10 protein-coding genes are annotated in these 13,264 nt (G+C 64.5%); 3 read left to right on the top strand and 7 right to left on the bottom strand.

Features of this window, described 5'->3' with window-relative positions:
• Positions 1–11 precede the first annotated feature (11 nt).
• The 5 genes from ABWK72_RS06620 to ABWK72_RS06600 form a co-directional block, all read right to left on the bottom strand.
• Entirely contained in the window at positions 12–629 is a 618-nt protein-coding gene (locus tag ABWK72_RS06620; RefSeq protein ID WP_367873999.1) for a LysM peptidoglycan-binding domain-containing protein, read from the bottom strand.
• A 178-nt stretch (positions 630–807) separates the two neighbouring features.
• Entirely contained in the window at positions 808–1,650 is an 843-nt protein-coding gene (locus ABWK72_RS06615; protein ID WP_367873998.1) for a TatD family hydrolase, read from the bottom strand.
• Entirely contained in the window at positions 1,613–3,547 is a 1,935-nt protein-coding gene (locus ABWK72_RS06610; protein ID WP_367873997.1) for a POT family MFS transporter, read from the bottom strand. Before ABWK72_RS06610 ends, ABWK72_RS06615 begins: the two co-directional genes overlap by 38 nt.
• 765 nt (positions 3,548–4,312) lie before the next feature.
• The gene (locus ABWK72_RS06605) at positions 4,313–5,314 is read right to left on the bottom strand and encodes a beta-ketoacyl-ACP synthase III (protein WP_367873996.1); all 1,002 of its coding nucleotides are present in this window, start codon (positions 5,312–5,314) and stop codon (positions 4,313–4,315) included.
• An 84-nt stretch (positions 5,315–5,398) separates the two neighbouring features.
• A complete protein-coding gene (locus ABWK72_RS06600; RefSeq protein ID WP_367873995.1) occupies positions 5,399–5,551 on the bottom strand; it encodes a hypothetical protein in 153 nt (50 codons plus the stop codon).
• Between the two features lie 340 nt (positions 5,552–5,891).
• Between ABWK72_RS06600 and ABWK72_RS06595 the strand changes: the two genes are divergently transcribed.
• From ABWK72_RS06595 to ABWK72_RS06585, 3 genes are read left to right on the top strand one after another with little or no spacing between them, the layout of a single operon-like run.
• A complete protein-coding gene (locus ABWK72_RS06595; protein WP_367873994.1) occupies positions 5,892–6,314 on the top strand; it encodes a hypothetical protein in 423 nt (140 codons plus the stop codon).
• 43 nt (positions 6,315–6,357) lie between these two features.
• Positions 6,358–6,693 (top strand): DUF1737 domain-containing protein, encoded by a 336-nt coding sequence (locus ABWK72_RS06590; protein ID WP_367873993.1) that lies wholly within the window; start codon positions 6,358–6,360, stop codon positions 6,691–6,693.
• Complete coding sequence (locus ABWK72_RS06585) at positions 6,690–7,301, top strand: type 1 glutamine amidotransferase domain-containing protein (RefSeq protein WP_367873992.1); 612 nt, start codon at positions 6,690–6,692, stop codon at positions 7,299–7,301. Before ABWK72_RS06590 ends, ABWK72_RS06585 begins: the two co-directional genes overlap by 4 nt.
• Positions 7,302–7,304: 3 nt before the next feature.
• Here ABWK72_RS06585 and ABWK72_RS06580 read toward each other — a convergent pair whose 3' ends face one another.
• Positions 7,305–7,757: a hypothetical protein gene (locus tag ABWK72_RS06580; RefSeq protein ID WP_367873991.1), complete on the bottom strand. Its 453-nt coding sequence runs from the start codon at positions 7,755–7,757 to the stop codon at positions 7,305–7,307.
• Positions 7,758–7,862: 105 nt separating this feature from the next.
• Positions 7,863–13,133, bottom strand: a complete 5,271-nt coding sequence (locus ABWK72_RS06575) for a LamG-like jellyroll fold domain-containing protein (RefSeq protein WP_367873990.1) — start codon at positions 13,131–13,133, stop codon at positions 7,863–7,865.
• Between the last annotated feature and the right edge of the window lie 131 nt (positions 13,134–13,264).

The raw sequence follows: 13,264 nt of genomic DNA, 5'->3' as shown, positions 1-13,264 counted from the left end.
TGGATGATGATTCAGGGAATGCGGAGCTTGGTGCCGAGCACGACGGTGTCGTTGGTCATGCTGTTGGCCTTCTTGAGTGCCTCGACGGTCACGCCGTGCTGGCGGCTGATCTTGGCGAGCGAGTCGCCCTTCACCACGGTGTGGGTCTTGCCGCCGCTGCTGTGAGCCGCCGCGGGACGCGATGCCGGAGCGGAGCCACCGCCAGGGATGGCCAAGGTCTTGCCGAGTACAACGGTGTCGCTGGTCATGCCATTGGCCTGCTTGATCGCGGCGCTGGTCGTGCCGTATTTCCGCGCGATGCCACCCAAGGTATCGCCCTTCACGACGATGTGGCTGCCAGCGGGTGAAGCGGCGGCCGGCGTGGCGTGAGCGGCGGCTGCCGGCGTGGCTTGCGCGGTGTTGTCTTCATACGCGGCGGGCGAGTAGGTCGGGTTCGCGGTCGCCGGTGGATTCACCGGTTGGTAAGGCACTCCTTCACCGCCGCCGGCGTCCGGCGTGCCGTAGGGATTGGAAGTATCGTAGCCGCCGCCATCCGGCGTGTCGTAGTTCGGATCCTTCTTCTTGAAGGTCGAGCAAGCAGGCAGGGAGAGGGCGATCGCGGCGAGGGCGAGGTAGCGTGTGGAAGTCATGGATGTGGTATGGCAGGGATTAGCAGGTGCCCCCAGGCATGGGAAGTGCCGGGGCTTCCATAGGAAAACGTGGCCGTGTCCGTGCTTCGTTCAAGTCCTCTCTCGCCGCGGGGTCAATCAAAAGAGAGGGGCCGGGGGTCAGAGGCCAGGGGTCAGGGTAGAGAAGGCAGAGGGCATTTCATGCCTTTCCATGACCACCGGCCACTGGTCCCCGACCACTTCCGAAGCGGAAGAATTTCTCCGCGGCGTCGGTGGTTGCCGCGATCAAGGTCTCCAAAGACTCGCCGCGGGCGGCGGCGAGATGCTGCGCGACGTGGCGGACGTAGGCGGGTTCATTGCGCTTGCCGCGGTGTGGCATCGGCGCGAGGTACGGTGAGTCCGTTTCGAGCATGAAGCTGCCGGCGGGCAGGGCGACGGCGGTGGCGAGGACGTCCGATGCATTCTTGAAGGTGGCGACGCCGCCGAAGGAGACGAGGCCGCCGAGTGCGATCACTTCGCGGGCATTCGCTTCCGGGCCGATGAAACAGTGGAAGACCGCGCGAACTTTCGCAGCGTGGCGGCGGTAGATTGCGAGCGCATCGTGGAAGGAGGCCTCGCCGCTGGCATCGCGGGTGTGGATCACGACGTTCAAGCCCGACTCCGCGGCGAATGTGAAATGCTGGTCGAGCAAATCGCGCTGGCGCTCGCGGAAGGCATCCGTCTCCCAGCCCTGCGGCGCGGGGTGGTAGTAATCGAGTCCGGTCTCGCCGATGCCGCAGACGCGCGGATCGGCCGCGTGGGGTCTCAGCTTCGAGATGACATCGTCCGGGGCCTCGTGGACTTCACAAGGGTGGATGCCGATGCAGACCGAGACTTCCGGATACTCTGCCGCGATGGCGAGGTTCGCATCCAGGTCATCGAGGCCGGTGACCAGGCTGACCATGCGGGTCAGCCCGGCGGCACGGGCATGCGCGATGAGCTCCGGCAGCTCGGTGCGGGGAAACTTATGGCTCGCCAGGTGGCAGTGTGAATCGGTCAGCATCGCTCTCCGTCTGCAAATAGGTCTTCGGCCGGTAAGCGAGGGCGAAGGGAATGTAAAGGACGGTGGTGCCAAGCATCAGCCAGGTGAAGAAGCGGAAGTAAGACGCGCCCTGCAGCTTGGTCTGGCCGCCGGAGAAGGCCGCCGCTGTATAAGTCGTGGTGGCGACGGCCTTCACCTCCGGAATGCCGAGCGCTTCCTTGCGGCTTTGTAGCCAGGTCTTCTGCGGCTGGATCGAATCGAGCCAGGATTCCTTCTTCTCCCCGGCAGGTTTCGCGATCTTCACGGTCACGCCTTGGTCCCATTGGGTGCCGGACTTGCGGTCGGGGCCATCGCTGATCAGGCGGAAGGAAGTCGCGTCCACGATCTCGTAGCGGATCGCATTGTCCCAGGGATCCTTGCCAAGATCGGGGACGGAGCCGACGGCGGGCAGCTTGTCGTCCTGCTTGCGGGCGAGTCCTTCGATGATGCCGGCGGCATTTTGATAGGCGGGCTGGCCGGGGATGGTCAGCTCGGTGATCGCGCCGCTGTCGAGCTTCGCCTGGAAGTCGTCGAGGCCGGGGGCGGGATCGCTGTCGGTGGCGGGAAATCCGTCGTAGCCGGGCAGCACGACATTGCGGGCTTCCTTCTGCCAATCCTTCGGCAGCATGGCGACGTGATCGGCGAACTGCGTGGCGGCGGCGCTGGGGATCTGGATGTAGTGGTTGATTCCCGCGGTGAAATAGTTCCCCACGAAGACCGAGAGCAGGTAGAGCGACATGATCATCGACTTCATGGTCTTCGGTGCCTGGGTGTAGGCGAACTCGAGGCCGACGATGGAGACCATGATTTCCGAGGCGGTGATCAGGACGTAGGCAGCGAATTGCCAGCCGATCGAGGGCTTCGCGCCGCCATCGATCCAGCCTTGGATCACGGCGGAGAGGCCGAAGGTGGCGACCATCAGGAAGAAGCCGATGCCGATCTTGCGCAGCGGGGTCAGCTTGAAGACCTTGTCGACCGCCGGGTAGATGACGAAAGTGAAGAGCGGGATGAAGGTCAGGATCAGGATCGGATTGACCGCCTGGATCTGCGACTCCAGCCAGGTCGCGCCGAGGAAGTCCAAGTCCATCTGCGCCGCCTGGAAGACCCATGAGGAGCCGGTCTGATCGTAGAGCGCCCAGAAGGCGGCGATGAAGAGGAAGAGCGGGATCAACTTGGCGAGGGCCATGCCGCCCTCGCGCGAGAAGAGTTCATCGAAGAACTTGCGACCCGCGGGCGGGACGTGGACGAACTTGTTCCGCCCCATCCAGAACATGACCGTGGCAATGGCCATCAGCACGCCGGGCACGCCGAAGGCCCAGTGCGGGCCATACCACTCCAGCAGCCATGGGGTCAGCAGGGTGGAGACGAAGGAGCCGAGATTGATCGAGAAGTAGAACCAATTGTAGATCCGGCTCAGCAGGTGGGAATTGCGGGAGCCGAACTGGTCGCCGACGTGGGCGGAGACGCAGGGCTTGATGCCGCCGGAGCCGAGGCAGATCATCGCGAGGCCGGCGAAGAGCCACCAGCCCGAGTTGCCATACATGCCCATGCAGGCCAGGGCGGCGTGGCCCAGGCAGTAGACGATCGAGAGCCAGATGATCGTGCGGTACTTGCCGAGGAAGATATCGCTGAGCAGCGCGCCGAAGAGGGGGGTGAGGTAAACGAAGGCGGCGAAGGTGTGGTAGTGCTCGGTGGCCTGGGTATTGCTCATCGCCGTCCCGCCCTTGCCGTCCATCAGCCAGAGGTACTTCGCCATGAAGACCACCAGGATGGTGCGCATGCCGTAGTAGGAGAATCGCTCCGCGGCCTCGTTGGAGATGATGTAGGGGATGCCGGGTGGCATCTTTTCGGTATCGACGGGGACGGTGCGATGGGACATGACGGGTGACCGGGGACTAACGGAAGGAGGGGATGACGGGAAGTTTGTTTTTGGAGCCGGAGGGTGAGGCGGGTGAAAAATCACCGGTCACTGATCTTCCATGGCGCGCCGCGGGTAAGCACATGGCGGACCGGAGGGGTATAGAAGTTTTTCGGGGAGTGCGGGAAGGCGGTCAGCGGCCGTGGGCTGCGCGTTACCTGGATCTCCGTCGTGCTTCGCGGGCGGCTCTTCTTCTGGGAGCGCGGAGCCACCCGGCCCGCAGAATGGTCCCTTGATAAGTCGGTAAGGGAAGGCGCGCGGCCAAGCGACGGCGCTTTCCATTACCACCGCGCGAGGTTTAGCGCTGCCGGGGTGGCTTCTGCGGGGCAGAGCCTCCGCGGTCCCGGGGGGCAGGCATGGGGCGGAGATGATGGGATGGCTGGCCTTTGCAGCGCCCCTCGCAGAAGGCTGCACGCACTTCACGGCGGCGGGGCCGCGGAAGGCATACTGGGAACGCCGCGGCGCCTCCCGGCAGAATGGTCCCTTACTGCTTTTGTGCGTCCTTCGATCCGCAGCTTCGCAACGGCGCTCTCCATTACCATCGCGCGATGGAGAGCGCTGCCGGGGTGGCTTCTGCGGGGCAGAGCCTCCGCGGTCCCGGGGGGCAGGCATGGGGCGGAGATGATGGGGTGGCTTCCCTTTGCAGTGCCCCTCGCAGCAGGCTGCATCGGGACAGCGGCAGCAGGCTGCGCGCAGTCCACGGCGGCTGCGCCGCGGAAGGCAACTTTACCAGCGCACGGCTGCCGCTGCCCAGGTCAGGCCGGCGCCGAAGACGACGAGGACGACGTGCTCGCCGCGCTTGATGAGGCCGGAGCGGTTCGCTTCGTCGAGGGCGATGGCCACCGCGGCGGCGGAAGTGTTCCCGTACTTCTCCAGATTCACGAAGACGCGCTCGGTGGGCACGGCGAGGCGCTCGGCGATGGCGTCGATGATCCGGAGGTTCGCCTGATGCGGGACGACCAGCGCGATGTCCTCCGCCTTGAGGCCGGAGCGCTCGATGACTTTCTCGGCGGATTCCTTCATGCGGTTGACCGCGTGCTTGAAGACCTCCTTGCCGAGCATCGCCAGGGTGGTGAGATGCTGGTCGACGTTGTCCTTGGTGATCGGGCAGGCGGAGCCGCCGCCGGGGATATTAAGCAGGTGGGTCAGGCGGCCATCGGTGCCCATCTCGGTGGCGAGGATCGAGCCTTCCCCCGGCGCGGCGCGGCGCAGGACGGCGGCCCCGGCACCATCCCCGAAGAGGACGCAGGTGGTGCGGTCTTCCCAATTGATGAAGGTGGATAATTTCTCCGCGCCGATGATCAGGGCGTTGGTGAAGGCACCGTCCGAGATCAGCCGCTTGGCGATCTTCATCGCGTAGAGGAAGCCGGAGCAGGCGGCGGAAATATCGAAGGCGACCGCGCCGAAGGCTCCAATCTGCTGTTGGACGTAGCAGGCGGTGGCGGGGGTGAGGGTATCCGGGGTGATGGTAGCGACGATGATCAGCTCGACCTCGTCGGCGGTCATGCCGGCTTGTTCGAGCGCCTTCAGTCCGGCCTTCGAGGCCATGTGGGAGGTGAATTCCCCCTCCGCGGCGATCCGGCGTTCGCGGATGCCGGTGCGGCTGAGAATCCACTCCTCGGTGGTATCGACGATTTTCTCCAGGTCCGCGTTGGTCAGGACTTTTTCGGGGAGGTAGCTACCGGTGCCGGCAATGCAGACCTGATGCGGAGAGGGCGAATCGCTCATGGACGGGCGGGACTGTGGAAACCGGCTGGCAGGGTGGCAAGTGTCAAAGCCGACCCGGCGGGCGCGTCTCCGGGAAGCCCAAGCTCAGAGTTCCGGCTCGGCAGGCTTCTCAAAAGGCTCTTCGACCTTCAATTTGTCGGACACCACCTCCCCGTGTTCGGTCACGGTTTCCCGGACGATACAGCCGGTGGAGAGCACGGCGGCGACGAATGCGAGGGGTGTGAGGAGCAAGTGCATCGGTGGCATCTTGAAGTCTCCGCTGTAGGATCGCAATGCGATAGCATTCCCTCCTTTGGTCTTCGCGCGGAGATGGAAGAGCGTCAGTGCGCTAGGAGCGGGAGGCACTGCCCCGCAGGTAGATGGGGGGTAACGGCTGCAGCAGAGTGACAAAATTTGCACGATCCCGCATGAATTTTGCACGGTTCCGAGCCGGTCGTGCCCCCGCGATGTTCCACAATTCCTTAGCATCCAAAGGGCCACTCTCCGGCACGCGTTGGCCCGGAAGCTGATACAGATCCGGGCAATGACCCTATCCGAATCCCGCACGTACGTTACCACGTGCCGCCGGTTGCTTGGCGTGGAACTTTCCGCCAACGAGACTTACACGGAAGCCCTTGATTTCTTCCACGACGATCCCGAGCAATCGCTCATGATGGCCATCCGGGCCGGGCACGATGAGAATGTCGATTGCCTGAGTGATCATCTGGTGGCACGAGGCGGGGATCTGAATCCGGATGCGGAGGCGCGGGAGTTCTTCTCAAAGGCAGTGGAAGGCGTGTCCTGCACCTTCGGCGAGACGGCCACCTTGCTGGCGCTGGAGGCCGGTGAAACCGGAGCGATGAAGGAGTATCGCCGCGCGATGGAAGATCCCGAACTGCCACCCGGCCTCCGTGAGGATATCCGCGGGCGGATCATGCCGCGCCTGCGCCGGCATATCGAGGAGCTGGAGAGGCTGCGCTCCGCGCAGGCGGCGGAAGCGGCGCTGGCCCCGGGCTCGTGAGTGCATCGTGCCCGCGGGAGGGAGGACTTTTGCCCGATTCGATATGAATTTCACCAAATATACCGTGGTGACCTCCGATGATTTCGGAAAGTTCGAGGATCGGGTGAACCAACTCTTGGGCGATGGTTGGCAGCTCCAGGGCGGAGTCGCGACCTCGGCCTTGCCGGATAGCAACGGGAGCCTGGTGCACGTGCAGTGGAGCCAGGCGCTGCTTCTGCCGCAAGGCAGCGCGGCGCTGGAAGCGATCGGGGAGGCCGAAGAGCCCTTGCCCTTCGACTTGGAGAGCATCGATTTGCCGCATGAACGCTCAGGATCGGAGCCCGCGGCGAGCGACCTGGCCTGGCAAGGCACGCCGACTGCAAGGAAGCGGTCACCATGAAAACAACCCGACTTTCCGAACGCCACGACCTGCAGGGCAAGCGCGTGGCGGTTCTGGCCGCAAGCGGCTTCGAACAATCCGAACTCGTGACCCCGGTGGACGCCTTGGAAAGCTGCGGCGCGCGGGTGGACGTGATCAGCCCGGATGGCGATTCCATCCGCGGCTGGGACGAAGAGAACTGGGGCCAGTTCATCGCCTCCGACCTGGGTCTGGACGACGCGGATGCGGGCGACTACGATGCGCTGCTTTTACCCGGCGGGGTGATGAACTCCGATAGCCTTCGTACTTTGCAGGAGGCCCGGGACTTCGTCGCGGAATTCTTCTCGGCGGGCAAGCCGGCCTTCGTGATTTGTCACGGCGGGCAAATCCTGATCGATGCCGGCCTGGTGGAAGGGCGCAAGATGACTTCCTATCACGCCATCTCCCAAGACCTGAAGAATGCGGGCGCGGATTGGTTGGACAAGGAAGTGGTGGTGGACGGCGTGCTGGTGACCTCGCGTAGTCCCGATGACCTGCCTGCGTTCTGCGCGAAGATGTGCGAGGTGCTGGATAAAAAGGAAGGCGGCGCACGCTTCGCCACGGCGGCAGCGGCGGCGTCGAAGCGTTAGTGCTCAGGCTGCGCTCTCCCGCCTGCGCGACTTTCCAGAATAGTAAGCCCAAGTCGTGCGGGCGATAATGATCCCGGACACCGCAAGCCTCGCGAGACTCCCGCAGGCCGCGAAGGCGCTTTCCGGGGAGCCGGGGAAGGACTGCCATCTCACATTTGTCAGAAGTCCCGCGCCTGCGATCGCCATCGGTACGAAGATCAGCCAGATGCCGGCCACGACGATCAGCTTGCGCGGAGACTCGACGGCTTGGCGGTAGGCGTAGCCTTCTGCCAAGGTGCGCTCGAAGGGTTGGGTGGACGCGAAGCTCGTGAGCGGAGCACCGCAGCCCGCGCAAAAATCCATAAGCGGGCCGTAGGGTGCCATGCAGTTCAGGCAGATGTCCCGACCATCGGGGATGGTAACTTCTTCGGTCGCATCGCCAGCAGCGTCACGCGGTGGATTTATAGCCCCTGCCATCGTAGGGGATAAATGTCCGGCGTCGAGATTCATTGCATGCCCGCGCAAGGGGGAATTGCCAGCTAGACGGTGGCAGTTCGCTCGAAGAACAGCGGAAGTAGCTCCTCACGGCTCGGTGACCTTGAAGCGGAAGAACTGCCGGGCACCCGCGGCCGGTGGCAGCGGGATCCCGGTGACGGCATCTGTCGAGAGATAGCTGTCGGTGATTTCCGGGATGCTCCAGGGCAGCCAGATGCCGAGGTCGCCGCTGGTCTCGATGGCGTAGTAGCGGTGGGACTTGCGCAGGAACTCGAGGGAGCCGCTGCCATTGACAAGTGCTTGCCAAGGATTGCCGCCGCTGAGGGGCGAACTGCCTAACAGATACTCGTCGTAGTTGTTCACGCCGTCGCGGTCGGGGTCGGCGGTTTTGATTCCGGCGGGGTCGAGCGCGGTGAAGAAGTCGGCCCGCCATTGGTCGTAGAGCGGGCGGTTCGGCAAGTCGCTGTTGATCCACTCGGTGATGAGCTGGATATCGGCGGGGTCGACTTCGGTGCTGCCGAGCGGGGGCATGCGGCCGAAGCCATTGCTGGCGGCCATGCGGTTGAGCACGATGCTGTGTCCCGTGTCGCCGGGGACGATGTAGCGGTTCAAGAGGCTGCCACCGTTGTTCACCGCCGTGCCGTTGATCAGGCCGGTCTGCTCCAGCGTGAGATGCGCGCGGCCATCCCAGAAGCCGCCGACGCTACCGCCTGCCTGGTGGCAGTAAGAGCAGTTCACCGCGAAGTAGGAGCGGGCCCGTTGTTCGAGCGGATACTCCGTTTCATCAGGCCGCACATGGCGGGCCAGCGTGGCGGCGGGATCGGGCGTGTTATTGAGGAAGCCGTTGTCGGAGAGCAGGGCGAGTTGGTTGCCGCTGAAGCCGTTGATCAACTGTTCGCGGTTGAGCTGGCGGGTATTGAAGGACAGCGCGTGCCCGCCTTGCGGCGTGTGGCAGGTGATGCAACTGCTGCGCCCGGGGATCTGCCAGCGCTGCGTGTGCGGCGTGCCGTGGTCGTCGATGGCGAGGTCGAATTCGGTGCCGGCATCTTCCACCAGCGTCGCGTCGGTCTGCGCCTCGTTCCAACGGTAGCTCACGCCGTAGCTGCCGGTGCCGGTCTTGACCAGCACGCGGGTCTCGATGCGCTTCTTCGTGGCCGGGTTGCCGCGGCTTAGCTCGAGGTCGAAATGCTTCACCCACAGCATGCCGGTGGGATAGCTCCAGCTGCCGTCCTTGCTCCAGGTCATCTTGCCCTCCGCATCCGGGATGCTGAACCAGCGGCGCTTGATCGCGTGGTCGCTCCAGAAGGGGAGGTTCGGTTGGTAAGGCAGCAGACCCGGGGCGGGGGAGAGGTCGCTCAGGTCGGCGAAGAGGCCGGTGGCGCTGAGGGTCCCGGGGAAGCCGTTCACGACCGTGCTGCCGGTGCCGAGTCGCATGATCTTGCCGCTGAGATAGGCGGCGAAGAGGGGATCCTTGTTGAAGGGATCGACCCCTTGCGTCGCGATCACGCCGTAGGCGCCCGGCAGTCCGGTGAGGCGGATGGTGGCGCCGGTGGTGGTGTCCATCTGCCAGACGTGGCCGGAGACGGAGTCGCTGAAGATGTAGCTGCCGGCGAGCGAAGGATAGCGCGTGCCGCGATAGACGTGACCGCCCACGATCGAGTTGCCCTTGAAGTTCGCATCGCCTCCCGCGACCGCGGCGTGGACGTATTCATAGATGGGATCGATGCTGCTGAAGCCCGCGGGCTTCGTCGGGGGCACGGGATTGGTGAAGGCGGTGTCGTGCATGCCCTCGCGGTAGACCCAGCCGTAATTCCCGCCCTTTACGATCTTGTTCACCTCCTCGTAGGTGTCCTGGCCGACATCGCCCGCCCACAGGTCGCCGTTCGTGTCGAAGGAGAAGCGCCAGGTATGGCGGAGGCCGGTGCACCAGAACTCGGTGCGGACGCTGGAGAGCGGGGTGATGGTGTTGCCGTTGTAGGTGCCGTTCCATGGTCCGTCGAAGGACGTGTGGACGAAGGGATTGTCCCTCGGCACCGAAAAGCGCGCGATCCCGCCATCGGTTGGAATCGCGGTGTGTGGATTCGGTTCGAGGTTGGCCGGCTTCTTGTCGACATCGATGCGGAAGATGCCGGAGAAGAAGTCGAGGTTGATCTTCTGGCTGTTCTGCAGGATGTCGCGCTGGGCCAGTTCATCGCCGGCGGTGTAGTAGAGGTAGCCGTCGTTCGGCCCGAAGTGCAGGTCGCCGCCGTCGTGGTTCGAGCCCTCGTCGAGCTGCTGAAGCAGGATCAGCTCGGAGGTTGGATCGGCGAGGGCCGGGTTCGCGCTGACGTGGAAGCGGGAGATGCGCTGGTAATAGGATCCGCCGCTGATGCGCACGGTGTAGGCGACGTAGAAATAGCCGTTGCTCGCATACAGCGGATGGAAGGCCAGGCCTAACAGACCGTGCTCGGCATTGCCGCCGCCTTCGATCGTCTCGGTTGGCGTGCGTCCGGCGACGGCGGCTTGCAGATCGAGGAAGACATTCTGTGTGGGCGTGGCCGCGGTGACGTCCGGGATGTGCTTGATCTTGGCGATCCGCTCGCAGACGAAGAGCCGCTGGGTATTGCCGGGAATCGAGGCGATGCAGATCGGCTCGGTGAAGCTGAGTCCGGGCAAGGCGTCCACCAGTTGCCAAGTATTGGCAGGCGGAGCTTCCGGCATGGCGAGCGCCGGATTGGTGAGCCGCAGCGAGGCTGCGAAATGAATGGTGACGGTGCCGGTCGCGGTGCTGCCGCTGATATTCCCCGCGCGGTAGATGAAGGTGACGGGCGCGGCGCTGCTGCCGGCGTGAGCGTAGAGGATCTTGCCGCCGCGGATCGTGGCCGTGCCGGTTGCCGGCGGACTGGCGATTTCAAGGGTGGCGGGCAAGGGTCCGCCGCTGTCGTTGGCCAGCACGTCCACGAGGACCTTCTGCTGCGGATGGATCGTCGCCTCGTCATTCACCGCGACCGGCGGCGTGAAGACGGCATCGTGACCGGCGGTGAATGACGAAGTCACTTCGCCGGCGGAGATCGCGCGGTCGTAGAGGCGCAGCTCGTTGAGGGAGAAGTTCGCGTTCGAATCATCGGCCCACATCGAGCGCCCGACCCAGTTGTTCACGTCGGAGAGGTCGGGTAGGCGGTAGGGGAGATCGATGGTCCCGCCGAGGGTGCCGTTGCGATACCATTTCACCAGGCAACCGGTGGTGCCGCTGGCCCCGCCGCCGTCCTGCACGGTCATGACGAAGTGATACTGGGTGTTGAGCGTGGTGACGGAGGAGAAGTCGGTATTCGTCGTGACCGTGGAAGATCCGCCACGCTTCGCTTCGAGACGATGGGAGCCGAAGGTGCCGCCGTTGTTGAGCGAGAGGAAGAGATTGTCATTCGCGCTGAAGGCACCCGGTGCCGCGGTGCTGTCGATGATCTCACCGGGTCTCGCGCCCGGGCCGCTGGTGATGGAAGTGTTGCCGAAGTCGAAGATGCGCTGCCAGTTTTTCGACGAGTGCGGCGTGAGCCAGGCCTCGAAGCTGAGGCTCGGGCGGGCCGAGACGATGCCGTCCGGCAGTTCGAGATAAGCGGAGATATCAGCCGCGGTCTGGTTGCCGGTGGTGGCGGTCGCCGGTAGCGTCAACTGCGTGCCGGTCAGTGTCGCATTGTTGCCGCGCACCGTGGCGACTTCTCCTGTCGCCACATCGAGGAACTGCGTGCCGGCGGGCGCGCTTCCTGTGGGACTATCGAAGGTCCAGCGGTGTGAAGGGATCGGTGCCGGAGCCGGTGGTTCCGGCGGCCCCACGGCGGGGTCGGGGCCGGCCTCATAGCTGGCGAGAACCTCTTCCTGACTGATCACGCGGCGGTAGATGCGGAGTTCGTCGAGGGACAGGTGCGCATTCGAATCGCCGGAATACATCGAGCGGCCGATCCAGTTGTTCACGTCTTCCATGCCTGCGAGATGGAAGGCGAAGTCGGCCGAGTTCTGCAGCACGCCGTCGCGATACCAGCGCGCCTGGCAACCGGCGGGCTTATCCTCGACCACGAGCACGTAGTGATACTTCGTCCCTGCGGTGGTGACGGCGGTGGTGAAGGTGAACTGCGCGGGGTTTCCGTCGTATTGCCCTTCGAGCTGCTGGGAATTGAGGTTGGCCGCGTTGTTGAAAGTGAGGCTCAGGTTGTCGTAGGCGGCAAAGGCTCCCGGCGCGGCGGTGGTGTCCACGATCTCCCCGGTCGCCGCACCGTCGCCATGGGTCGTCACGCAGCGGCCGAAGTCGAAAAGGCGCTGCCAGTTCTTGGAGGACAGCGGCGCGGCCCAAGCTTCGAAGCTCACGCTCGGGGTGGCGGTGATCGCCCCGTTGGGGAGGTCGAGATAGGCGGAAATGGTCGAGGCCGGCTGGTTGCCGGTGGTGCTGCCGGGCAAGACCACCGCGCCGCCGGTGAGCGCGCCGCCATTGCCGCGCAAGGTTGCGACCAAGTCTCCGATTTCATCCTCGAAGCTCACGCCGGATGACGCTTCTGACTGAGCTTGCGTGGTGAAGGTCCACTTGTGATCTGCCACCGGCGGATCGACCGGATCGGGCGGAGGCACCAGCGTGTCGGGACCGGCCGCGAGGTTGGCGGCGATCTCCCCGATACTAAGCACGTGGTTGTAGAGCCGCACCTCATCGTAGGAAGCGTTCGCATTCGAATCGGCCGAACTTTGCGAACGGCCGAGCCAGTTGTTCACGTCCTCGATATCGGAAAGGTGGAAGGGCACGTCGCCGCTGGCGATCAGCGCGCCATCGCGATACCAGCTCAACCGCATCCCGGCGCTGCCGAAGCTGCCGACGCCGTTCTGCACCGTCGCGACGTAATGATAGCGCGTGCCCGCCATGGTCGCGAGATTGGTCTCCGCGGAAAGGTTCGTGTCATTGTCTCCGTCGATCCGCCCGCGCAGCCGCTGGCGGTTGAGGTCGCTGTTGATGCACAGCGACAGGTAGAAGGTGTCCAGGCTCGTGGTATTGCCCGGTCCCGACGTGGGGCTATCGATGATCTGGCCACCGCCGCTGCCCGCCCCGCTGATCCGGCCGAAGTCGAACAAGCGCTGCCAGCTCTTCACCGACAGTGGCGTCGCCCAGATTTCGAGCGAGAGATTCGTCTTCGAGGAAATGATCCTGTTCGGCAGATCGATGTAGCCGGAAATGGCGTTCGAGTTCTGGTTGCCGTTGGTCGCTCCCGTCAGGCTCAGTGCGAACCCGGTGAAGCTTGATCCGTTGCCGCGGAGGGTGGCCGCCGCGCCGCCGATGCTATCGGTCATCGCGGTGCCGCTGGTCGCGCTGCCCGCCGCTTGGTTGAAGGACCAGCGGTTCACGAGTTCGCCCTGTACCGGGAGGCACAGGAGAATACCCGCCGCGAGAATGCGGACCGGGTACGGGAGGATGCGGGGCCGACACGGGAATTTCGTGACCGGAATCATAGGCAGGGCATTTGGGTTACGGAGGA

This window comes from Luteolibacter sp. Populi (assembly GCF_040801775.1).
Classification (GTDB): domain Bacteria; phylum Verrucomicrobiota; class Verrucomicrobiia; order Verrucomicrobiales; family Akkermansiaceae; genus Haloferula.
Note: the sequence above shows the minus strand (reverse complement) of the source record. Positions and strands in the feature narration are given on the sequence as shown.

Coding starts and splice junctions, on each gene's coding strand:
- ABWK72_RS06620 (WP_367873999.1), bottom strand. CDS start 629: ATGACTTCCACACGCTACCTCGCCCTCGCCGCGATCGCCCTCTCCCTG.
- ABWK72_RS06615 (WP_367873998.1), bottom strand. CDS start 1,650: ATGCTGACCGATTCACACTGCCACCTGGCGAGCCATAAGTTTCCCCGC.
- ABWK72_RS06610 (WP_367873997.1), bottom strand. CDS start 3,547: ATGTCCCATCGCACCGTCCCCGTCGATACCGAAAAGATGCCACCCGGC.
- ABWK72_RS06605 (WP_367873996.1), bottom strand. CDS start 5,314: ATGAGCGATTCGCCCTCTCCGCATCAGGTCTGCATTGCCGGCACCGGT.
- ABWK72_RS06600 (WP_367873995.1), bottom strand. CDS start 5,551: ATGCACTTGCTCCTCACACCCCTCGCATTCGTCGCCGCCGTGCTCTCC.
- ABWK72_RS06590 (WP_367873993.1), top strand. CDS start 6,358: ATGAATTTCACCAAATATACCGTGGTGACCTCCGATGATTTCGGAAAG.
- ABWK72_RS06585 (WP_367873992.1), top strand. CDS start 6,690: ATGAAAACAACCCGACTTTCCGAACGCCACGACCTGCAGGGCAAGCGC.
- ABWK72_RS06580 (WP_367873991.1), bottom strand. CDS start 7,757: ATGGCAGGGGCTATAAATCCACCGCGTGACGCTGCTGGCGATGCGACC.